Annotated in this window: 19 protein-coding genes and 1 tRNA gene; 7 read left to right on the forward strand and 13 right to left on the reverse strand. The window is 71.8% G+C overall.

Annotation, left to right across the window (positions count from 1 at the left end):
- Positions 1 to 3 precede the first annotated feature (3 nt).
- On the reverse strand, positions 4 to 1,122 hold the full coding sequence (locus tag FF100_RS09310) for an aromatic ring-hydroxylating dioxygenase subunit alpha (RefSeq protein ID WP_139035368.1): 1,119 nt from the start codon (positions 1,120 to 1,122) through the stop codon (positions 4 to 6).
- A 295-nt stretch (positions 1,123 to 1,417) separates the two neighbouring features.
- Here FF100_RS09310 and FF100_RS09315 point away from each other — a divergent pair, with 295 nt between their 5' ends.
- Positions 1,418 to 2,320, forward strand: a complete 903-nt coding sequence (locus FF100_RS09315; RefSeq protein ID WP_139035369.1) for a helix-turn-helix domain-containing protein — start codon at positions 1,418 to 1,420, stop codon at positions 2,318 to 2,320.
- A gap of 68 nt (positions 2,321 to 2,388) precedes the next feature.
- Here the strand turns inward: FF100_RS09315 and FF100_RS09320 are convergent.
- Both FF100_RS09320 and FF100_RS09325 read right to left on the reverse strand, forming a co-directional pair.
- A tRNA-Asn gene (locus FF100_RS09320) sits at positions 2,389 to 2,464 on the reverse strand.
- Between the two features lie 104 nt (positions 2,465 to 2,568).
- On the reverse strand, positions 2,569 to 3,006 hold the full coding sequence (locus FF100_RS09325; protein WP_139035371.1) for a hypothetical protein: 438 nt from the start codon (positions 3,004 to 3,006) through the stop codon (positions 2,569 to 2,571).
- Positions 3,007 to 3,303: 297 nt separating this feature from the next.
- On the opposite strand from FF100_RS09325, the gene FF100_RS09330 reads away from it, so the two are divergent.
- Both FF100_RS09330 and FF100_RS09335 read left to right on the forward strand, forming a co-directional pair.
- Positions 3,304 to 3,663, forward strand: a complete 360-nt coding sequence (locus FF100_RS09330) for a hypothetical protein (protein WP_139035373.1) — start codon at positions 3,304 to 3,306, stop codon at positions 3,661 to 3,663.
- A gap of 3 nt (positions 3,664 to 3,666) precedes the next feature.
- The gene (locus tag FF100_RS09335; protein WP_139035376.1) at positions 3,667 to 6,210 is read left to right on the forward strand and encodes a PBP1A family penicillin-binding protein; all 2,544 of its coding nucleotides are present in this window, start codon (positions 3,667 to 3,669) and stop codon (positions 6,208 to 6,210) included.
- A 579-nt stretch (positions 6,211 to 6,789) separates the two neighbouring features.
- On the opposite strand, the gene FF100_RS38325 is transcribed toward FF100_RS09335, so the two are convergent.
- Positions 6,790 to 6,924 carry a hypothetical protein gene (locus FF100_RS38325; RefSeq protein ID WP_281287269.1) on the reverse strand — a complete coding sequence of 45 codons (135 nt, stop codon included), beginning with the start codon at positions 6,922 to 6,924 and terminating at the stop codon, positions 6,790 to 6,792.
- 109 nt (positions 6,925 to 7,033) lie between these two features.
- Positions 7,034 to 7,264: a hypothetical protein gene (locus FF100_RS09340; protein WP_139035378.1), complete on the reverse strand. Its 231-nt coding sequence runs from the start codon at positions 7,262 to 7,264 to the stop codon at positions 7,034 to 7,036.
- 247 nt (positions 7,265 to 7,511) lie between these two features.
- On the opposite strand from FF100_RS09340, the gene FF100_RS09345 reads away from it, so the two are divergent.
- Complete coding sequence (locus FF100_RS09345) at positions 7,512 to 7,730, forward strand: DUF6894 family protein (protein ID WP_139035380.1); 219 nt, start codon at positions 7,512 to 7,514, stop codon at positions 7,728 to 7,730.
- A gap of 429 nt (positions 7,731 to 8,159) precedes the next feature.
- Here FF100_RS09345 and glyS read toward each other — a convergent pair whose 3' ends face one another.
- Complete coding sequence (glyS, locus tag FF100_RS09350) at positions 8,160 to 10,274, reverse strand: glycine--tRNA ligase subunit beta (RefSeq protein ID WP_139035382.1); 2,115 nt, start codon at positions 10,272 to 10,274, stop codon at positions 8,160 to 8,162.
- Between the two features lie 87 nt (positions 10,275 to 10,361).
- Complete coding sequence (locus FF100_RS09355) at positions 10,362 to 11,318, reverse strand: glycine--tRNA ligase subunit alpha (RefSeq protein ID WP_139035384.1); 957 nt, start codon at positions 11,316 to 11,318, stop codon at positions 10,362 to 10,364.
- 207 nt (positions 11,319 to 11,525) lie between these two features.
- Here FF100_RS09355 and FF100_RS09360 point away from each other — a divergent pair, with 207 nt between their 5' ends.
- Complete coding sequence (locus tag FF100_RS09360) at positions 11,526 to 11,735, forward strand: hypothetical protein (protein ID WP_139035386.1); 210 nt, start codon at positions 11,526 to 11,528, stop codon at positions 11,733 to 11,735.
- Between the two features lie 120 nt (positions 11,736 to 11,855).
- Here FF100_RS09360 and FF100_RS09365 read toward each other — a convergent pair whose 3' ends face one another.
- The 3 genes from FF100_RS09365 to FF100_RS09375 all read right to left on the reverse strand — a co-directional run bounded on the left by FF100_RS09365 (position 11,856) and on the right by FF100_RS09375 (position 13,705).
- Positions 11,856 to 12,740, reverse strand: coding sequence for an SDR family oxidoreductase (locus tag FF100_RS09365; RefSeq protein WP_139035387.1), 885 nt, complete (start codon positions 12,738 to 12,740; stop codon positions 11,856 to 11,858).
- Positions 12,741 to 12,841: 101 nt separating this feature from the next.
- Complete coding sequence (gene yacG, locus FF100_RS09370; protein ID WP_139035389.1) at positions 12,842 to 13,039, reverse strand: DNA gyrase inhibitor YacG; 198 nt, start codon at positions 13,037 to 13,039, stop codon at positions 12,842 to 12,844.
- Positions 13,040 to 13,057: 18 nt separating this feature from the next.
- The gene (locus FF100_RS09375) at positions 13,058 to 13,705 is read right to left on the reverse strand and encodes a Maf-like protein (RefSeq protein WP_139035391.1); all 648 of its coding nucleotides are present in this window, start codon (positions 13,703 to 13,705) and stop codon (positions 13,058 to 13,060) included.
- Between the two features lie 320 nt (positions 13,706 to 14,025).
- Here FF100_RS09375 and FF100_RS09380 point away from each other — a divergent pair, with 320 nt between their 5' ends.
- Positions 14,026 to 14,925: a GGDEF domain-containing protein gene (locus tag FF100_RS09380; protein WP_139035393.1), complete on the forward strand. Its 900-nt coding sequence runs from the start codon at positions 14,026 to 14,028 to the stop codon at positions 14,923 to 14,925.
- A 170-nt stretch (positions 14,926 to 15,095) separates the two neighbouring features.
- Here FF100_RS09380 and FF100_RS09385 read toward each other — a convergent pair whose 3' ends face one another.
- The 3 genes from FF100_RS09385 to FF100_RS09395 form a co-directional block, all read right to left on the reverse strand.
- Entirely contained in the window at positions 15,096 to 16,478 is a 1,383-nt protein-coding gene (locus tag FF100_RS09385; RefSeq protein ID WP_139035395.1) for an MFS transporter, read from the reverse strand.
- A 211-nt stretch (positions 16,479 to 16,689) separates the two neighbouring features.
- The gene (locus FF100_RS09390) at positions 16,690 to 17,547 is read right to left on the reverse strand and encodes a shikimate dehydrogenase (RefSeq protein WP_139035397.1); all 858 of its coding nucleotides are present in this window, start codon (positions 17,545 to 17,547) and stop codon (positions 16,690 to 16,692) included.
- Between the two features lie 117 nt (positions 17,548 to 17,664).
- Positions 17,665 to 18,585, reverse strand: a complete 921-nt coding sequence (locus tag FF100_RS09395; protein WP_139035399.1) for a LysR family transcriptional regulator — start codon at positions 18,583 to 18,585, stop codon at positions 17,665 to 17,667.
- A 223-nt stretch (positions 18,586 to 18,808) separates the two neighbouring features.
- Here FF100_RS09395 and FF100_RS09400 point away from each other — a divergent pair, with 223 nt between their 5' ends.
- A complete protein-coding gene (locus tag FF100_RS09400) occupies positions 18,809 to 20,038 on the forward strand; it encodes a glycosyltransferase family 4 protein (protein ID WP_139035401.1) in 1,230 nt (409 codons plus the stop codon).
- The last annotated feature ends 97 nt before the right edge of the window (positions 20,039 to 20,135 follow it).

Consider the following 20,135-nt stretch of genomic DNA (forward strand, 5'->3'; position numbering starts at 1 on the left):
CGGCTACTCCGCCGCGATGCCGACGGACGGGGCCGCCTTGGCCGCACCCCCCTTGGCCGGGTCATTCTGAGTGGGGCCCCGGCCCTCCTTCGCCATCATGCCGTCGATCAGGCGGTGGGCCCAGAGCGAGCCGGCATCGATGTTGAGGTTGTAGAACGGCTGGCGCGGCTGGCGGTCGATCGCCCGCTGCTGGGCTTCCAGCACGTCGTGGTCCTGGTCGTAGACGCCCTTGCCGTCGTTGACGTGGGCCCGGTTGAGGGCCTTGGTCAAGTCCTCGTCGTCGGTGCGCCAGTTGCGCACGAAGTTCCAGAAATAGTGGCAGCTCGTCGCGGTCTCCGGGGTGATCGCCGCCAGGAAGAAGCCGTTGACGCCTTGCGACCGGTCGCCCTGCCGCGCCCCGGTGCCGGCGAGCGCCACCCCGACATCGCCCGCCACCACCGTCGGGGCCTCGAACCGGATGATCTGCCAGCGGTCGACATGGCCGGGCTTGCCGAGGTTCCTCGCCCAGAACGGCGGCGGCTCGATGTTCTCCATCCAGCGCTCCACCGTGACGCACCGGTCGGTATGGGTCACGTCGAACGGGTTGCGGGTGATCGCGTCGTCGCCGATGCTGCCGGCATGCACGTAGGTCTCGTGGGTCAGGTCCATCAGGTTGTCGATGACCAGCCGGTAATTGCACTTGAGGCCGTAGAAGGTGCCGCCCTCGCCGACCCACGGCGCGTCGCTGTTCCAGTGGAAGTCGGGCACGAGGTCGGGATCGGCGAGCGCGGGATCGCCCATCCAGAGCCAGACCAAGCGGTAGCGCTCGACCGCCGGGAAGGCGCGCACGCAGGCCGAAGGGTTGATGGTCTCCTGCGCCGGCATGAAGGTGCAGCGGCCGGACGCGTCGAAGACGAGGCCGTGATAGCCGCACATCACCTGGTCGCCCTTGAGGTGGCCGAGCGACAGCGGCAGCAGCCGATGCCAGCAGGCATCCTCCAGCGCCGCGACGGCGCCGTCGGTGCGGCGGTAGAGCACGACGTCCTTGTCGCAGATCCGGCGTGGCGTCAGCGCGCGGCCGATCTCGTGATCCCAGGCGGCGGCGTACCAGGCATTCAGGGGGAAGCCCTTCGGGTCCGTCATCGTTCTCTCCCTCGTCATCGCCCCGCGGGTCTGCGCCTCGCTGAAGGGTCGGTGGTGCGGCGCCGAGGCTTGGCCTTATCGGGTCGCCGGGCGTCAGGGCCCGAAAGCTCCCGCCGGCGAGACGGCCGGTGCTGCACCGCACACAGGTTTCATGCGCCGGATCAGCAGGTTGGAACTGGTCCGGTTCGATGTCCGGACGCTAGCCGCCGGGCGCCCGGCCGGCCATGGACGCGCCCCGGAATTTCTTGGACGGATCCGGCGCCCGGCATTAGCCTCAAGCCGGGAGGAGACGGCGATGCAGATGCGGCGGGAGCGGCCGATCCCGGTGTTTCGCCTCTACGGCGAGACCGCCGCGGCGACGGTGCCGAGCTTCGTCCATGCCGAGCGGATCGGCACCAGCGCGGCCCTGCACGATTGGGAGATCGCGCCCCACCGCCACGGCGCGCTGACCCAGGGGCTCGTCGTCACGCGCGGCCACGGCGCCCTGTCGCTCGACGCGAACCGGGAGGAATTCTCCGCGCCCTGGCTGGTCTGGGTCCCGTCCGGCGTGGTGCACGCCTTCTCGTTCCGGCCCGGCACCGACGGGGTCGTGCTGTCGCTCGCCGACGACTTCCTCGCCGCCGTGCTCGATCCCGATCCGGACGCGGCGCGCCTGCGCAGCGCCGCCGAGGCGACGTTCAGCGGACGACCCGGCTCGCCGGAGGAGATCGACCTCGACCTCGCGGCTCTCGTCGAGACCCTGATGCGGGAGGCCGCCGGCGCCCTGCCGGGGGCGGCGAGCGCGGTCGCCGCGCTGGTGAAGCTCCTCGTCGTCGGCGTGCTGCGCACCCGCGCCGCCCGCTCGATCACCGAGCCCGCGGCCCAGGCCCGCGCCGACCTGCACCGCCGCTTCCGCCGGCTGGTCGAGGCGCATCTGCGCGAGGGCTGGCCGCTCGCCCGCTTCGCGGAGGCGCTCGGCGTCAGCCCGGATCGGTTGCACGCCGCCTGCACGGAGGCGGTGCGGCGCTCGCCGCAAGGCATCCTGCACGATCGCCTGATGCTCGAGGCCAAGCGCAGCCTCCTCTACACCACGCTGCCGGTCTCGAAGATCGCCTTCGATCTCGGCTTCAACGATCCGGCGTATTTCTCGCGCTTCTTCGCGGCGCGCGCGGGGGCGAGCCCGGCGGCGTTCCGGCGAATGAACCAGGGAGAGGGGTGACGGCCTGACAATCCACCGGCCGCCAAAGCGTTGCCGGTGAGAAGAGACACGGTCAGGAGAAGGAGAAGTGGCTCCCCGAGTAGGACTCGAACCTACGACAAGGCGATTAACAGTCGCCTGCTCTACCAACTGAGCTATCGGGGAATGCCGGCCGGTGCTCGCTGCGAGCGCCGACGGGGGCTTACTAGCCATTCCACCCGCCGGGCGCAAGCCCGGTTTTCAGCATCCGGGGCGCGGGGTTCGCGCCGTCAGAACCGGGGCGGGCAGGCCGCGCCGAACGGGCCGACCGTCAGGTCGCCCTGGCGCGGGGCATTGAGCACGAAGGGCTCGGTGCCGCCCTGGCCGAAGCGCATCAGGCCGAGATCGTAGTAGCAGCGGTCGATGATCGCCGTGAACGTGTAGCTGTCCTGTGCCACCGGCGGCCCGACCGGCACGAGCCGCCCGCGCGGGCCCCGCGCGGCGCAATACGCCGCGATCTCCACCTTGCCCGGCGCCATCATGCGGATCGAGCGCGAGGAATGCGGCGGGATGCCGACGCTGGGACCGTCGTTGCGGCTCGCCACCGCGAAATAGGGCGAGCGGTTGACGACGCGCCGGACGCAGCCGGCCTCCGCCGCGCTGATGCCGCCGGCGAGCAGCGCCGCCGCCGCGATCCACCGATAGAGCCGCTTCACGCCCGGCCGCATGGCATATCTCTCCTCAAAGCACCGTCCGACCAGCGGATGCCGGTTCGTCGCAGAAAACGCGGCCACGACAAAGACCTAGCGCGGCGCCCGGGTGCCGTGCGATCGGGCGTCGCGCCAGGCGCGAAGGACCGCGTGACCCTCACAACTTATCGCGTCCCCGCGCAACTGCCAGGCTTGGCGTGCGCATGCCGCCCGCGGGAACGGAACGGCAGAGCTTGGCGTTGAGTTCCGGTCTTCGTGGGGCGGCGGCATTCCGGTGCCGCACCGCGCCGCCCGCACTCACTGCCCGGAGCCCCGATGCGCATTCGTACCCTGCTGCTGGCCCTGTTCCTGCTCACCGGCCTCGGCGGTCTCGCCGGCGCTTCGCCGCTGATGCCGAGCGCCGCCGTCACCACCGCCCTCGACCAGCCCTCCACCGTCGAGACCGTGCGCTGGCGCCGCCACCGGCACTGGCACCGGCGGCACTGGCATCGCCGCCACTGGCACCATCGCCGCCACTACCGCCGGCACTGGCATTACCGGCGCCATTGGCACCACCGCCGGCATTACGGCCGCCGTCACATCCGCGGCCGCCATCACGCCCGCCGGCTGCATTTCAGCCGCCCGGCCGCCGCCCGGCCGGTGCGCTGGATCGAGCCCCGCCAGGTCGGACGCTGAGCCTTGAGCGAGCGGCCGCCCGAACCCGGCTCCGAGGGACGCCCCCGCGACTGGCTCGATCTCGGGGGGGCTCGGCCCGCCGCCGGGGCGCCGGCCGCTCCACCCGATGCCGCACCACCTGATGCCGCGCCCGGCGAGGCCCGGTTCGCCGGGTTTCGCCGCGCGGCGTCCGGGTTCGGCGCCCGCCTCGGTCCTGCCGCCCGCGAGAGCGTCCTGCATGCGCGGGCGACATTGGGTCGCCTCGCGGATCATCCCGCCACCCGGCGCGCCGCGGCCGCGACGGCGACCGCCTGGCGGCCGGCCGCGGCCTTCGCCCGGCGGGTGCCGTGGCTGCGGCTGGCCGGCGCGGCGGCGGCCCTCGTCGTCGGCCTCGTCCTCGCCTACACCGTCTACGCGCTCGCGACCCTGCCGGTGAATGGCGGGCTGACGGTCGAGTCCACCGCGTCCGCCCTGGTGGTGCGGGCCGCCGACGGCCAGGCCTTCGCCACCCGCGGCGTCATCAAGGGGGCGAAGCTCTCCCCGAAGGAGGTGCCGCCGGTCCTCGCCAAGGCCATCGTGGCGATCGAGGACCGACGCTTCTACGAGCATCACGGCATCGACCTGCGCGGCCTCGTCCGCGCCGCGTTCCGCAACGCCGCCGCCGGCGGCACCCGCGAGGGCGGCTCGACCCTGACCCAGCAGCTCGTCCGCATGAGCTACCTGTCTCAGGACCGCACCTTGAAGCGGAAGGTGCAGGAGGCGGTGCTGGCCCTGTGGCTCGAGGCGCAGCTGCCGAAGGACGAGATCCTCACCCGCTACCTCAACGCCGCCTATTTCGGTGCCGGCGTGTACGGCGCCGACGCGGCGGCGCAGCGCTACTTCGGCAAGCCGGCCAAGGACCTGGCCTTGAGCGAGGCCGCCATGCTGGCGGGCCTCGTGCGGGCCCCCTCGCAGCTCGCGCCCCACCGCAACCTCGACGGGGCGCGGGGCCGCGCCGCCCAGGTGCTCGAGGCGATGGTGGAGACCGGCGCGATCGCCAAGGCCGAGGCCGATGCGGCGAGGCGCGCCCCCGCCACCGTCCGGGTGCCGACGGAGACGCCGGTCGGCACCAACTACTTCGTCGACAGCGTCGCCGATTCGGTCCGGACCCTGATCGGCGCCGGGCCGGCCGACGCGACGGTCCGCACCACCCTCGACCTGACGCTCCAGAACATCGCCGAGAGCGTGATCGCCCGCCGCCTCGACCAGGACGGCGACCGGCGCAAGGTCTCGCAGGGCGCCCTGGTGGCGATGGCCCCCGACGGCGCGATCCTGGCGATGGTCGGCGGACGCGACTACGCCGACAGCCAGTTCAACCGCGTCACCCAGGCCAAGCGCCAGCCGGGCTCGCTGTTCAAGCTGTTCGTCTACCTGACGGCCCTGCGCGACGGCTACCGGCCGGATTCGACGATGATGGACCGTCCGACCCAGGTGGGCGAGTGGGAGCCGGAGAATTATGGCGGGCGCTACCGCGGCGCCGTCACCCTGCGCACCGCCTTCGCCCACTCGATCAACACCGTGGCGGTGCAGCTCGCCGAGGCGGTGGGGATCCCGGCGGTGATCGAGACCGCGCGCGGCCTCGGCGTCACCTCGGACCTGCCGAACCTCCCGAGCCTCGCCCTCGGCTCGGCCGAGACCACGCTCCTCGAGATCACCCGGGCCTATGCGGCGGTGGCGGCGGGTGCCGAGAGCGTCGAGCCCTACAGCGTGCGCCAGATCCTCGCCCGCGAGCAGGCGCTCTACACCCGGCCGCAGACGGCGCCGGTTCCCGCCCGCGACCAGGCCGCCCGCACCGGGATGCTCGACTTGCTGAGCGCCGTGATCCGCGAGGGCTCGGGCAAGAACGCCCGGGTCTCGGTGCCGGCCGGGGGCAAGACCGGCACCACCCAGGACAGCCGCGACGCCTGGTTCGTGGGCTTCGCCGGCGACCTCGTCGTCGGCGTCTGGCTCGGCAACGACGACAACAGCCCGATGGCCGGCGTCACCGGCGGCGACCTGCCTGCCCGGATCTGGCACGATTTCGTCAGCCAGGCGCTGGCCGCCCGGGCCAAGGCCGGCAGGACCGATGCGGCCCGGCCGGAGGTCGGCAAGGCAGAGATGGGCAAGCCGGAGGCCGCCCGTCAGGCCCCGGCGCCACAGCCGGAGGTGGCGAGCGTCGCCGAGCCCGATGCCGATCCGCGCGGGCGGGATCTCGCGAACCGCGACCCGACCGGACGCCCGGTCCTGCGTGGCACCCCGGCGGTGGTCGATACCGGCACCCTCGATTTCGACGGCCGCACGGTGCGGCTCGTCGGGGTCGACGGGCTGTCCGGCCGCAACGCCCGCGAGCTCGGCCGCTATCTGCGCCGGCGCGACGTCGCCTGCGCGCCGGCGGATGGCGGCGCCTATCGCTGCTCCCTCGACGGGCAGGACCTGTCCGAGCTGATCCTGTTCAACGGCGGCGGCCGCGCCAGCGCCGACGCCACGCCGGACCTGCTCGCGGCCGAGGAGCAGGCGCGGTCGAACCGGATCTGGATCTGGCGGCGGTGAGGGGGCGTCGACGCGGTGCCGGGTCGGACATCGCGTTCCCCGTCCCGTCCCCGGACGAGTGCCGCGTCGGCGGATGGAGGTCCGGCGCCGGGGGCAGGTTTCAGGGCCGTGGCGGGGCGTTGTCCGGTGCGCAGATGCGATCCGACACGGTATTCGCAGGAGGGAGCGTGCGCGACGGACACGATGCCGACACGTAAGGGCCTCGTCGCCCACGTCGTATCCAGGTGAGGGATGCAGCCTTTGTCGGCCGGATCGGCGATCTCGTCGGCTCCGCCGCCGACAGCGGGGCGACACCGGACCGTGCCTCGAAAGATGCCGCGGACGACGATGTCGGGACCTGCGTTCGGATCGGCAGAGCACCGGAACGGAGCCGACCGGAATCCGTCGATGGCTTGCCGTCTCGCGGCTGAATTGTCGGCGCGGGCCGGTGCCGCTGTCGCGCGGCACGGACCCGCGCCGGGGTCAGTCTCCGCGTCGTCCCGAACCCCGCTTTCGCGGATCCGGGGTCGACGTCGAGAGGTCGACCGGCTGATCGGGGCGGTCACGCTCGCAACCGGTCGGACCACCCGCTCGCACCGCTCAGAATACCATCGCGTTGATCGCGACCGTGAGAGCGGCGCCGACGACGGCGAAGCCGAGCAGCGTGACGCTGCTGACCTGATCGACGCGGTCGATGTCGTGGCCGGTGCGGTGCTCGGGGGAATTGGCGCTCATCGGGATCGTCTCCTGTTCGGGTCTCCCCACCAACGCCCCCGCCGCCAGGGAGGATCACCCGTCCCCATGTCCACTTCGCCGCAGGGTCGCGCCGGATCCGCGCGATCGATCAGGCGGCGTGGGACGCGTCGTGGCCGTGGCTGGTGCCGATGACGCAGAGCGCGAGGCCGGCGATGCCGCCCAGCGTGCCGATCGGGGTCTGGAAGCGCCAGGAGGCATAGTAGCCGGCGCTGCCGATCACCACGCCGAGGGTGGTGAGCACCAGCCCGCGGGCCGAGACCCGGGGCTTGTCCGGGACCGGCCGCGTCGCGTGGGTCGGTCGGGCTGTGTCCTGAAGCATCGTCGGCCTGTCTCTGCCGCGCCGTGTTCCGCCGATCACCCGGGGCCGGGCCGTGGGAGCAGGGGGGCGGCCGCCCTCTCCCTTCGGAGGAACGCGGCAGGCGCGGAATCGCTCACGCCCGCGACCAACTCGCCTTTTCCCTGACATGCCAGGGCGGAACCCGGCTGGTAACGTCGGACGGTCTCGACGCTCCACCGACCGGGCCGGTCGTCGATGCCGGTCCCGTTCCCCGATCGTGGTCAGCCTCATGCCGCAGCGCTACTTCTTCAACCTGGTCGGTCCTGCTCGCGCGATCGAGGACCCGACGGGCGTCGAGGCCGACACTCCGGACCAGGCTGAGGCCGAGGCGCGGGCGGTGATCGCCGAGATGCGGGCGAGCGGCGACCTCCCGCTCCTGGGACCGGGCTGGCAGCTCGAGATCCGCGACGGCGCCGGCCGGCTCGTACGCTCAATTCCCCTCGGTTGAGGGGCGAGGGGCAGATTGCTGACGCACCTGCCGCAGGACCTGCTGCACATGGGCGCGCACCTGCCTGCGCACCGATTCGTCCCGCTGCGCGCTGCCCGGCGCGGACGCCGCCGATGTCCGGGGGTCTGCCTGCTCCGTGGGTCGGGCCTTGCCGCCGAGCGCCATCGTGCCTGTCTCCTGCTTGGATCCCCGGTTCGGCCCCGAATCCCGAGAGGGGCCGCGGGCCTGACGCCCCACCTCGCAGTGGCGTGCGGCACGGCCCGTCCCTCCTCGCCGAGATTCGGCGCCGACCACGTCCTGTTGATGAGAATCGAACCGGTTCAGGTTGTACCGGTTCTCGCCGGCGACGAACAATGAAAATGTCGTTAACTCGTTCCCTGGTTCAGTACTGAGGCTCCGGTGCAACGCAACTTATGTTAGCTTCCGAACTCAGCGGCCCTCGCCGCCGATGCGCGAGAACTCGGCCACTTCCCGCGTGGCCGCCCGGAGCGCATTGAGCAGGGCGAGGCGGTTGGCGCGCAAGCCAGCATCCTCGGCATTCACCGTCACCTGGTCGAAGAAGGCGTCGACCGGCGCGCGCAGGGTCGAGAGCGCCCGCATCGCGCCTTCGAAATCCTCCGCCGCGACCGCCTTGGCCGCCGCGGTGCCGGCGCGGTCGAGCGCCTCGGCGAGCGCCGATTCCTCGGGCAGGCTCATCAGGGCCCGGTCCGGCGCGGCATCGTAGGCGCGGCCATCCTTCTTCTCCTCGATGCGCAGGATGTTGGCGGCCCGGCGATAGCCGGCGAGCAGGTTCTTGCCGTCCTCGGTGTCGAGGAAGCGGCCGAGCGCCTCGACCCGGCGCACCACCATCAGCAGGTCGTCCTGGCCGGGGAGGGCGAAGACGGCGTCGATCAGGTCGTGACGGGCGCCCTGGTCGCGCAGGTAGACCTTCAGCCGGTCGGCGAAGAAGGCGAGGAGGTCGTCCGCGAAGGCGTCCGCCTCCCGGCCGTGCCCGGAGGCCGCGGTGGCGATCCGCGCCCGCAGGGAGAGCCGCGCCTCGCTGGCGAGAACCAGGCGGATGACCCCGAGCGCCGCCCGCCGCAGGGCATAAGGGTCCTTGCTTCCCGTCGGCTTCTCGTCGATCGCCCAGAAGCCGACCAGGGTGTCGAGCTTGTCGGCGAGCGCCACCGCCACCGAGACCGGCTCGGACGGCACGCGGTCGCTGGGGCCGAGCGGCTTGTAATGCTCCTCGATCGCGGCGGCGACCGCCGGGGCCTCGCCCTGCTCGGCGGCGTAGTAGCGGCCCATCAGGCCCTGCAACTCGGGGAACTCGCCGACCATCTCGGTGACGAGGTCGGCCTTGGCGAGGCGGGCGGCGCGCTCGGCGAGGTCCGCATCGGCCCCGACCACGGGCGCGAGCGCCCGGGCGAGACCGGCGATCCGCGCGACGCGTGCGGCCTGTGTCCCGAGCTTCTCGTGGAACACGATGTTCTCGAGCTTCGCCAACCGGTCTTCCAGCCGGACCTTGCGGTCGGTCTCCCAGAAGAACGCCGCGTCGGAGAGGCGCGCGCGCACCACCCGCTCGTTGCCGGCGACGATCGCCGCGCCGCCGTCGGAGGCGACGAGGTTCGAGACCAGGATGAAGGCGTTGGCCAGGCGCTCGCGCCCGTCGGGGCCGGGCTTCCCGCGCAGCACGAAGCATTTCTGGTTCGCCCGGATCGTGGCGCGGATCACCTCCGGGGGAATCGCGAGGAAGCGCTCGTCGAAGGCGCCCATCAGGGTCACCGGCCATTCGACGAGGCCCGCCACCTCCTCCAGCAGGCCCTCGTCCTCGACGAGGTCGAGGCCGCGGGCGAAGGCGAGGTCGCGGGCGTCGTGCAGGATGATGTCCTTGCGCCGCTCCGTATCGAGCACCACGAAGGCCCGCTCCAGGGCCGGCAGGTAATCGGCGAAGCGGCGCACCTCGATCGGCTGCGGCGCCAGGAAGCGGTGCCCGCGGGTGGTGAATCCCACCTCGACCCCGTCGATGGAGAACGGCACCACCTCGGGCGTCTCGGTCTCGGGGCCGAAGCTCGCGACGATCGAGTGCAGCGGCCGCACCCAGCGCAAGGAGCCCGGCTCGCGCGAGGCCGCGCCCCAGCGCATCGATTTCGGCCAGGGGAAGCTCTTGACGATGGCCGGGATGATCTCGGCCAGGACCTCGATCGTCTCGCGGCCGGGCCGCTCGATCACCGCGACGTAGAACTCGCCCTTCTTCGGGTCGGAGACGATCGTCGCCTCGTCGAGGCTGGCGAGCCCGGCGCTCTTCAGGAAGCCCTGCACCGCGCCCTCGGGGGCGCCGACGCGGGGGCCCTTGCGCTCCTCGCGCACGTCCTGGCCGCGGGGCGGCAGCCCGGCGACGTGGAGGGCGAGGCGGCGGGGCGTCGCGAAGGCCTTGGCGCCCTCGTACAGGAAGCCGCGCTCGACCAGCGCGTCGGTGACGAGCTTGCGCAGGTCCTCGGCCGCGCGCCGCTGCATGCGGGCGGGGATTTCCTCGGAGAAGAGTTCGAGCAGCAGGTCGGGCATCGGGCGGCCTCAAGGCTCTCCGTCAGGAGGGCCCGGAATCGAGAAAGGGCAGGTTGATGGGCGGTGTAGCGCCGGGCGGCGCGGATGTCAGGCGGCGGGCGCCTCGCCGGCGAGACCGCCCGCATCGGTGCGCCGCCAGGCCTCCCCGCAGGCCTTCGCCAGCTCGCGCACCCGCAGGATGTAGCTCTGCCGCTCGGTGACCGAGATCACCCCGCGCGCGTCGAGCAGGTTGAAGACGTGGCTGGCCTTGATGCACTGGTCGTAGGCCGGCTGTGCCATGCGGTGGCGCGGATCGTTGCTGTCAGGCCCCGGCTCGCCGGCCTTGAGGTAGGCGCGGCAGGCGGTTTCCGCATCGCGGAACTGCCGGAACAGCATCTCGGTGTCGGCGGCCTCGAAGTTGTGGCGCGAATATTCCTGCTCGGCCTGCAGGAAGACGTCGCCGTACGTCACCTTCTCGTCGCCGTCGCGACCGTTGAAGTTGAGGTCGTAGACGTTCTCGACGCCCTGGACGTACATCGCCAGGCGCTCGAGGCCGTAGGTCAGCTCGCCGGCGACCGGTGCGCATTCGAAGCCGGCGACCTGCTGGAAGTAGGTGAACTGGCTCACCTCCATCCCGTCGCACCAGCATTCCCAGCCCAGCCCCCAGGCGCCGAGCGTCGGGCTCTCCCAGTCGTCCTCGACGAAGCGGATGTCGTGCAGCCCAAGATCGACGCCGATCGCCCGCAGCGAATCGAGGTAGAGGTCCTGGAGGTTCGGCGGGTTCGGCTTCAGGATCACCTGGAACTGGTAATAGTGCTGGAGCCGGTTCGGGTTCTCGCCGTAGCGCCCGTCCTTCGGCCGGCGCGAGGGCTGGACGTAGGCCGCCTTCCAGGGCTTCGGCCCCAGCGCCCGCAGGGTGGTGGCCGGATGGAACGTGCCCGCCCCGACCTCCATGTCGTAGGGCTGGAGGATCACGCAGCCTTGCGCGGCCCAGAACCGCTGGAGCGTCAGGATCAGCCCCTGGAACGAGCGGGTCGGCTGGAGGTCGGCGTCGGTGGCGGTCATGGTCTCGCGGGTTCGGCTCGGGCGCTTCTCGTGGCGGGGAGCCTTAGAACCGGCAGCCCCCGAGTCAAGCACGCGTGCGCCCCCGCACGATCCCGTGGGGGCTCGGGAACCGGAGAACGGTCAAGCTCGTTGACAGTACAGATCAGATGAGGGCGCCGCCGCCTGCGGCGCAAGACTTCCCATCCCAAGAACTGAGGGAGACCGTCCGTGACCCAGCGCCTGACCGTGGTTGCCGCCGCCGCGCTCGTGTCCCTGATCGCGACCCCGCTGGTGGTGCGGGCCGGTGCCGACGCTCGGAAGAGCGAGCCGGTCGCCGTTGCGGCCGGGACGCCGGTCGCCGCCGAGGCGCCGGCCCCGGCCTGCCGGACGGTGCGGGTGGTGTATGCCGGGTACGGGGCGCCGGCCTGCGGCCGGTGAGAGACTGGTCCCCACAGACGTGAAACCTGCCGGCATCCCGGGTTCCGCTGCGCGGCCCCGGGATGACCGTGTGTCTTGGATCGGTATGCGTGCCTTGACGTGCGCAGGCGGCGTGGCGCCTCACAGCACCGGCATCGCCCCCGCCACCGTGACCAGCGCCCCCGACGTGTAGCTGCTCTCGTCCGACGCCAGCATGACGTAGGCCGAAGCGAGTTCCGCCGGCTGGCCCGGGCGGCCGAACGGGACCTGGCTGCCGAAGGACTTGACGGAATCCTCCTCCATCCCGGACGGGATGAACGGGGTCCAGATCGGGCCCGGCAGCACGCCGTTCACCCGCACGCCCTTCTCGGCGAGCAGCTGCGCGAGGCTCAGAACCAGGTTGCTGAGCGCCCCCTTCGTGGCGCTGTAGGCAAGAAGCGACGGCATCGGGTGCTTCGAGTTCACTGACGAGGTGAAGATCACCGAGGCCCCGGGCTTCAGATGCGCCATCGCCGCCTTCGTCACGTAGAACGATCCGAAGACGTTGGTGCGGAAATGGTCCTCGAAGATCTGGTCGTCGATCGCGTCGAGGCCGTGGTTCGGCTGCTGGAAGGCGCCGTTGTTCACCACCACGTCGAGCCGGCCGAAGGCCTCGACGGTGCGGGCGACGATCTCGGGGCCGTAAGCACGCTCCTTGAGGTCGCCCGGCAGCAGCAGGGCGCGGCGCCCGGCCTTCTCGATCCAGCCCGCCACCGCCTCGGCATCGCCCTGCTCGGAGGGCAGGTAGGAGATCGCGACGTCGGCGCCCTCGCGGGCATACGCGATGGCGACGGCCCGGCCGATGCCGGAATCACCCCCGGTGATCAGCGCCGCCCGACCGGTCAGCTTGCCGGAGCCCTTGTAGCTTCCCTCGCCGTGGTCGGGCTCGGGCTTCATCCGGCCGGTCAGGCCGGGAAAGCTCTGCGGCTGGCCCTCGAAGGGCGGGCGGGGATACTTGGTGAGCGGGTTGGGGAAATCGGACGACATGAGGGACGGCCTCCGGCTGTCGGTGGGTCACAGGCCGCCGTCAACCGGGAAGCTCCCCCGCCGTTCCCTGCTCTCCGGCAGTATCCCGCACCGGTCGGTCCTCAGTCGTCGCTGGGCTCGTCCTCCTGGCTCAGGGCGTCGTCCTCCCGGCCCGGAATGGCGTAGCGCCCGCTGAGCCAGCGCTGCAGGTCGACGTCGGCGCAGCGCTTGGAGCAGAACGGCTTGAAGGCCGCGGCCGCCGGCTTGCCGCAGATCGGGCAGGGGGCGGCGGCCGGCAGGGTCTCGTCGGGGGTCGTCATCGCGCCTCCTCCCGGGGCTCAGGTCGCGTCGCGCCAGGCGCCGCGGACCGGGAACCCCTCGCCCTCGAGCAGCCCGACCGTCTCGTAGAGCGGCAGGCCGACCACGGCGCTGTAGGAGCCGACGAGCTTGACGACGAAGGAGCCGGCGAGCCCCTGGATCGCGTAGCCGCCGGCCTTGCCGCGCCACTCGCCGCTGGCGAGGTAGCTGTCGATCTCGCGGGTCGAGAGGCGCTTGAACCGCACCCGGGTCTCGACCAGCCGCTCCCGCGGCCGGTCCTTGGGGCCGATGACGCAGATGGCCGTGTAGACCCGGTGGGCCCGGCCGGAGAGCAGCCGCAGGCAGGCCGCCGCCTCGTCGGTCACCTCGGCCTTCGGCAGGATGCGCCGGCCCACCGCCACCACGGTGTCGGCCGCCACGACGTAGCCCTGGCGCAACTCCTCGCTGCTGCGGGCCGCCGCCACCGCCACGTCGAGCTTCGCCCGGGCGAGCCGGCGCACCAGGTCGCGCGGCTTCTCGGATTTCAGCGGCGCCTCGTCGAGGTCGGCCGGCAGCAGGGCGTCCGGCTCCAGCCCCGCCTGCTGCAGCAGCGCGAGGCGCCGCGGCGAGGCCGAGGCGAGGACGAGCTTCGGGCGCGCGGCCTGCGGGATCGGGGTAGTCTCGGTCATGAGGCGCCGTGTCTCGAAGGGGATGCTACGCCCGATGCCCTATCTGGCCGGCGAAATCCAGACATCGCGGCCCGCCGCACCGCGCCCGCGCCGGCGGGACCCGCGCCGGCACCGAGGCAGGCGCCCGGCTTGGCGCCGGCACGTGTCATGCTCCGACGTCGTGGCCGAGGTCGATAGACCGTGAATGAAACAAAAAATATCATTTTGCATAAGGAAGCGGCGATCGTTCAACGATCATTCACATCCTCGGCCGTACAGGTGAGCGTAGATTTGTCATCGAGGCCGGGCGCGAGCGCGGCCGCGTCCCCTTGCACGGTCCGATGCGCGTCGTCCTCGTCGAACCCGGTTCAGTCCTCCGCAAGGCCGTCGCCCGCCTCGTCGAGGAGGGCGGGCACCGGGTCGACGCGTTCTCCGACTCGGAGCAGGCGCTCGCCCACGTCGCGGCGCAGGAGGATGTGGCCTGCGTCCTCACCAGCCTCGAGGTCGCACCGCTCTGCGGCCTCGAACTGTGCTGGTCCCTGCGGGCGCTCGCCGGGACGACGCGGCCGCTCGCGGTGATCGCGATGTCGGCCGACCGGGCCGGCCGCGGCCTCGGCGAGGTGCTCGACAGCGGCGCCGACGACTTCATCTCGAAGCCCCCGGAACCGATCGAGCTGCACGCCCGACTGCGGGTGGTCGAGCGCGCCTTGAGCCTGCAGCGCCAGCTGCTCCGCGACGCCGACACCGACCCGCTGACCCAGCTCCTCAACCGCGGCGGCTTCCTGCGCCGGGCGCATGATTGCCTGGCGGCGTGCGAATCCGGCGACGACCTGCTCTGCGCCCTGATGATCGACATCGACCGCTTCAAGGCGATCAACGACCGGCATGGCCATGACGGCGGCGACCGGGTGATCCGTGCCGTCGCCGACCTGCTCAAGGAGACCGGGGCGCTCGCCGGACGGCTCGGCGGCGAGGAATTCGCCGTGCTGATGCCCGGCCACGGCCTCGGCAGCGCCGGGGTGGTGGCGGAGCGGATCCGCGGGGCCTGCGCCCGCCTGCGGGTGCCGGGGCGCCGCGGCCCGATCCCGGTCACCTGCAGCCTCGGCCTCTCCGCCTTCGTCGCGGGCGACACCGTCGAGACCCTGCTCGCCCGCGCCGATGGGGCGCTCTACGCGGCCAAGGCCGGCGGGCGCAACCAGGTGGTGGCGGAGACGAGGAGGCAGCACGACCGGGTGAGCTGAGGCTCGGACACGGACACGTGGTCGATCGTGAGCCGGCCGGAAGCGCGTCCGCACGGCCCCGTACCAGGCCGGTCGCGAGACCAAACGGAACGGGCCGGACGCGATCGCGCCCGGCCCGTAACGAACCGTCTCTCTGGCCGGCCCGGGCTCGGCCCGGGCCGGTCGCGCGGTTACGCCAATGCCTGGCTGCGCAGCCGGTCGTACTCGGCCTGCGGCAGCGGCACCGCGCGGGGCTGGCCGAGATCCTTCATCGGGATGCGGTAGGTCTCGCGGGCGCTGAAGGCTGCGACCGCCGCGATCGCGGTGATGGCGAGCGCGATCGACCCGATGGTGAGCGGGATGTTGGCCGAGCCGGGGGGCGCCACGGTGGCGAACAGGGCCGGCAGCATCGCGGTGATCGCGGTGCCGACATTCTGCGAGATCGCCATCGCGGAGACCCGGGTGCGGGTCGGGAACAGCTCGGGGTAGAAGCTCGGGAAGACCGCATTGTAGCCCTGGTAGACGATGCCCCACATCAGCAGCGACATCACGATCGCCAGCGGCACGTTGGCGATGCTGATCGCGTAGAGGTATCCGAAGGACAGGAGGCCCGAACCGAGCGCCCCGACGATGATCGGCGGGCGACGGCCGATCTTGTCCGACAGGTTGCCGACGAACGGGATTACGATCACCGCCAGGATGTTCCCGAGCACCGGGATCCAGAGGTAGACGTCCTTGTGGAAGCCGATGCCGTAGGCGGCCTGGACGGCGTAGGCGGCGCCGAAGATGGTGGTGACCACCGGGATGACGTTCATCAGCGCCATGCACACCACCCGCAGCATGTCGGGCCAGGAGGTGGCGAAGGCCTCGACGACCGGCGCGCGGGCGATCTCGCCCTGCTTCTCCTCGGCGGCGAAGGCCGGGGTCTCGTCGACCTCGCGGCGGATGATGTAGCCGACGATGATGACGATGAAGCTGAGCAGGAACGGGATGCGCCAGCCCCAGGCGTTGAACGCCTCGGTCGGCATGAAGGCGGCGAGCGGCAGGAACACCGCGGCGGCGAGGATCTGGCCGGCCTGCACGCCCTGCAGGGTGAAGCTGGCGAAGAAGCCGCGGCGGCCGAACGGCGCGTGCTCCAGGGTCATCGAGCTGGCGCCCGAGATCTCGCCGGCGACGGCGAAGCCCTGGATCAGCCGCAGGATCACGAGCAGGACCGGTGCGAGGATGCCGACCTGGCTGTAGGTGGGCAACAGGCCGACCGCGATGGTCGAGAAGCCCATCAGGAACATGCACAGGACCAGCACCTGCTTGCGCCCGTGGGTGTCGCCCCAGTGGCCGAGCACGAAGGCGCCGATCGGCCGGCTGACATAGCCGACGCCGTAGGTCGCGAGCGAGGCCACGATCGCCACGGTCGGGTTGTTGGACGGGAAGAACAGCTGCGGGAAGATCAGCGAGGCCGCCGTCGCGTAGATGAAGAAGTCGTAGTATTCGAGCGCCGAGCCGATCCAGGCGCTCGCGGCGGCCTTCTTCGATTGCTGGCGGTCGGGTGTGTGTCCTGCCGGTGCGGCACTCATCGGGGGTTCCTCCTTGGGTCGATTGGCTCGGTGCCGCCTTCGGGAGTTGGGCGGCATTGGGTCATGATCGGGTCAGCTTGGTCTTGTCGTCACGGTGTCGAGGCAATGGCGTAAAGTAAATTTCAATCAAAATCCGATATGCGCAATTTCATATCCGGCCCCCAAACGCAAGGGTTTGGCCGAGCTTGGGCCGCGGGCCGGAAGCCGGGGGTCAGGCGGCGAGCGGCGCTACCGCGCGGTCGAAGGCCCGCTCCATGGCCGAGGGCGGCGCCTCGCGGCCGGTGAACAGCGCGAAGGCGTCGAGCGCCTGGTGGATGGCGAGCGCGCGTCCGGTCATGGTGCGGGCGCCGATCCGGGCCGCCGCGGTCAGGAGCGGCGTCCAGAGCGGCGAATAGACCGCATCCGCCACCCACATCCCGGGGCGGAGCAGGGCCAGGGGCACGGGGGTGCCGCGATCCGGCAGCATGCCGACCGGCGTGCCGTTGACGATGCCCCTGGCGCCGTCCACCGCCTCCTCGACGGTCCGGCACACCCGCAGGTGCCCGTGGCCCGCGAGCGCGGCTGCCACCGCCGCAGCCTTGGCCGGGTCGGCATCGACCATCCGGATCTCGAGCCCGGGGACGCCGGCGAGCGCCACCGCGACCGCCTTGCCGACGCCGCCGGCGCCGATCAGCGCCACCGGGCCCTCGGGGGGCGGCCCGAAGGCCTGCGTCAGCGCGCGGGAAAAGCCCGTCATGTCGGTGTTGTGGCCGGTGAGCCGGCCGTCGCGGACGACGATCGTGTTGACGGCGCCGACCGCGCGAGCGCCCGGCGACAGGTCGTCGAGGAGCGGCAGCACCGCTTCCTTGTAGGGATACGTGACGTTGACGCCCGAGAAGCCGATCGGGCCCAAGGAGGACAGCAGGGTGCGCAACCGGGCCTCGTCCGCCCCGGGCACGTCGATGAGCTGGTAATGGGCGCGGAGCCCGACCGCCTCGGCGGCGGCCTCGTGCATCGCCGGCGAGGCGGAATGGGCGATCGGCGACCCGATCAGCCCGAGCAGGATCGGTCTGGCCTGTCCGTGAGCCATGGTGCGACGGCCCTTGTGTGTCGCGCCCGCCCGCGGCGGGCTCTCCCTCGGACCGGACATTACCCGGGTGCGGCTCGCATCCCGAGTACCAAGTTGTACGATGATCGTAACATCATGTTACGGTCCGGGAGCGCCCGCTGGGCTCACCTGCCCCGGCCGCGCCATCTCCTCGCGCAGGAAGCGCACGAAGCTCGCCGCGAACATGCTGAGCGCGGTCCCGGCCTTCATGGCGATCCAGGTCTCGAAGACCGGCGCCTCGTCGATCGGCAGCACCCGGACCCCCGGGAAGGCGTCGTACGCAATGGTGAACTGGTCGATCACCGCGATCCCGAGGCCCGCCCGCACCAGCGAGCACACCGTCGAGCCGAACCGCGCCCGGATCGTGATGCCGTAGGACAGGCCGCGCTCGCGGAAGATGTCGGACATGATCCGGCCGTAGGGATCGTTCGGGTCGATGCCGATCAGCGGATGGCGCACGATCTCGGCGGCCGAGATCGAGGTCCGGCCCGCGAGCGGGTGGTCGAGCGGCACGATGCAGAACAGGCCGCCGCGGGCCAGCGGCGCGAAGGTCAGGGCCGGATGCTCGAGGCGGTAGCTCATCGCCACCACCTCGCCCTTGCCGAGCAGCAGGTAGTCGATCGCCTCCTCGAGCTTGAGGATGTTGATGTCGATGACGAGGTGGGGATACGCCGCCCGCACCCGCTCGATCGCGCGGGGCACCATCACGTGCGAGATCGACGGCACCGAGCCGATCAGCAGGTCCTGGCCCGCCCCGCCTTGCGTCCGCTCCAGCACGAAGCGCAGGTCCTCGACCTTGTCGAACACCGCGTTGATCTGCGCGAAGACGTGGCGCGCCTGCTCGCTCGGCACCAGCCGACCGGCGCGCCGGTCGAACAGCCGGAAGCCGAGCGAGGCCTCGGTGTACTTCATCAGCCGGCTGATCCCCGGCGCCGAGACGTTGAGGAGCCGTGCCGCGCCGGCGATCGTCCCCGTCACCATCACGGCGCGGGCGACCTCGATCTGGCGCAGGGTCAGCATGGGTGGTCTCCGGGGAGAGGGGCTGGTGCGGGCATTCGAGTGGCCCCGACGGCCGTCATTCCCACCGCGTCATCCCGGGCTCCGCCTTCTGGGCCCCGGGACGACGCGGAGGGTGTCATGGCTGCCAGGGTGAGCATACGGGCGGCGCGACGGCCACCACATTCCAACCCCCGTCCCGCCGGTGCTAGACTCGGATCGCGCCCGCCCCGAGGACCCACCCCCGATGCGCGTCCTCTTCGTCCACCAGAATTTCCCGGGCCAGTACCGCCACGTCGCCCCGGCGCTGGCCGCGCGGCCCGGCACCGAGGTGGTGGCGCTCGGCATCAATCCCGCGCCCGCCCTGCCGGGCATGCGCCACGTCCGCTACGCGGTGCCCGGCCGCTCCACCCCGGGGATCCATCCCCTCGCGGCGAATTTCGAGACCGCGACCCTGCGCAGCGAGGCGGCGGCGCGGGCAGGTCTGGCACTCAAGGCCGAGGGCTTCGCGCCCGACGTGATCTGCGGCCATTCCAGCTGGGGCGAGACCCTGTTCCTCAAGGATGTCTGGCCGCGGGCCCGGCTCCTCACCTTCGCGGAATTCTACTACGGCGCCACCGGCGCCGATTCCGGCTTCGACCCGGAATTCCCGGCCCCCGAGGGCGACGCCCTCCGCACCCGCGCCCGCAATACCGGGCAGCTCGTCGCGTTCGAGGCCTCCGACCGGCTGGTCAGCCCGACCGCCTGGCAGGCGAGCCGGATCCCGGCCGTGTTCCGCGACCGCCTCAGCGTCATCCACGACGGCATCGACACCGATTTCCTGCGGCTCGATCCCGCGGCGCGCGTCACGCTCGGCCGCGACCGCCTGTCCCTCGGCGCCGGCGACGAGGTCGTCACCTTCGTCAACCGCAACCTCGAACCCTATCGCGGCTATCACAGCTTCATGCGGGCGCTGCCGGAGATCCTGCGCCGCCGGCCGCGGGCCCGGGCGGTGATCGTCGGCGGCAGCGACACCAGCTACGGCGCCAAGCCCCCCGCCGGCCGCACCTGGCGCGAGATCTTCCTCGACGAGATGAAGGCGGATCTCGACCTGTCCCGCGTCCACTTCGTCGGACAGATCCCCTATCGCGACTACGTCGACCTCATGCGGGTCTCGGCGGTCCACGTCTACCTGACCTATCCGTTCGTCCTGTCCTGGTCGATGCTGGAGGCGATGGCGCTCGGCGCCTGCCTCGTCGGCTCGGCGACCCCGCCGGTCGAGGAGGTGATCCGTGATCGCGAGAACGGGCTCCTGGTCGATTTCTTCTCGCCCGCCGCGATTGCCCGGGCGGTGTGCGGGGTGCTGGCCGATCCCGGCGCCGTTGCCCCCTTGCGGGCGGCGGCGCGGCGGAGCGCGCTCGCCTACGACCTGAAGCGGGTCTGCCTGCCGGCGCATCTACGCCTGATCGACGAGGTCGCCGCCGGGCGCGGTGCCTGAATTGACCTTGCGGTCGCGGCCCGCATCACGGCATAATCCACAGCGCGCAACGCGATGGCGGGCCGTTTTCTCGTCCGCTCAGCGAATCGTTAGGTCA

This window comes from Methylobacterium terricola, assembly GCF_006151805.1.
GTDB classification, from domain to species: domain Bacteria; phylum Pseudomonadota; class Alphaproteobacteria; order Rhizobiales; family Beijerinckiaceae; genus Methylobacterium; species Methylobacterium terricola.

Coding starts and splice junctions, on each gene's coding strand:
- FF100_RS09310 (WP_139035368.1), bottom strand. CDS start 1,122: ATGACGGACCCGAAGGGCTTCCCCCTGAATGCCTGGTACGCCGCCGCC.
- FF100_RS09315 (WP_139035369.1), top strand. CDS start 1,418: ATGCAGATGCGGCGGGAGCGGCCGATCCCGGTGTTTCGCCTCTACGGC.
- FF100_RS09325 (WP_139035371.1), bottom strand. CDS start 3,006: ATGCGGCCGGGCGTGAAGCGGCTCTATCGGTGGATCGCGGCGGCGGCG.
- FF100_RS09330 (WP_139035373.1), top strand. CDS start 3,304: ATGCGCATTCGTACCCTGCTGCTGGCCCTGTTCCTGCTCACCGGCCTC.
- FF100_RS38325 (WP_281287269.1), bottom strand. CDS start 6,924: ATGAGCGCCAATTCCCCCGAGCACCGCACCGGCCACGACATCGACCGC.
- FF100_RS09340 (WP_139035378.1), bottom strand. CDS start 7,264: ATGCTTCAGGACACAGCCCGACCGACCCACGCGACGCGGCCGGTCCCG.
- FF100_RS09345 (WP_139035380.1), top strand. CDS start 7,512: ATGCCGCAGCGCTACTTCTTCAACCTGGTCGGTCCTGCTCGCGCGATC.
- glyS (WP_139035382.1), bottom strand. CDS start 10,274: ATGCCCGACCTGCTGCTCGAACTCTTCTCCGAGGAAATCCCCGCCCGC.
- FF100_RS09355 (WP_139035384.1), bottom strand. CDS start 11,318: ATGACCGCCACCGACGCCGACCTCCAGCCGACCCGCTCGTTCCAGGGG.
- FF100_RS09365 (WP_139035387.1), bottom strand. CDS start 12,740: ATGTCGTCCGATTTCCCCAACCCGCTCACCAAGTATCCCCGCCCGCCC.
- yacG (WP_139035389.1), bottom strand. CDS start 13,039: ATGACGACCCCCGACGAGACCCTGCCGGCCGCCGCCCCCTGCCCGATC.
- FF100_RS09375 (WP_139035391.1), bottom strand. CDS start 13,705: ATGACCGAGACTACCCCGATCCCGCAGGCCGCGCGCCCGAAGCTCGTC.
- FF100_RS09380 (WP_139035393.1), top strand. CDS start 14,026: ATGCGCGTCGTCCTCGTCGAACCCGGTTCAGTCCTCCGCAAGGCCGTC.
- FF100_RS09385 (WP_139035395.1), bottom strand. CDS start 16,478: ATGAGTGCCGCACCGGCAGGACACACACCCGACCGCCAGCAATCGAAG.
- FF100_RS09390 (WP_139035397.1), bottom strand. CDS start 17,547: ATGGCTCACGGACAGGCCAGACCGATCCTGCTCGGGCTGATCGGGTCG.
- FF100_RS09395 (WP_139035399.1), bottom strand. CDS start 18,585: ATGCTGACCCTGCGCCAGATCGAGGTCGCCCGCGCCGTGATGGTGACG.
- FF100_RS09400 (WP_139035401.1), top strand. CDS start 18,809: ATGCGCGTCCTCTTCGTCCACCAGAATTTCCCGGGCCAGTACCGCCAC.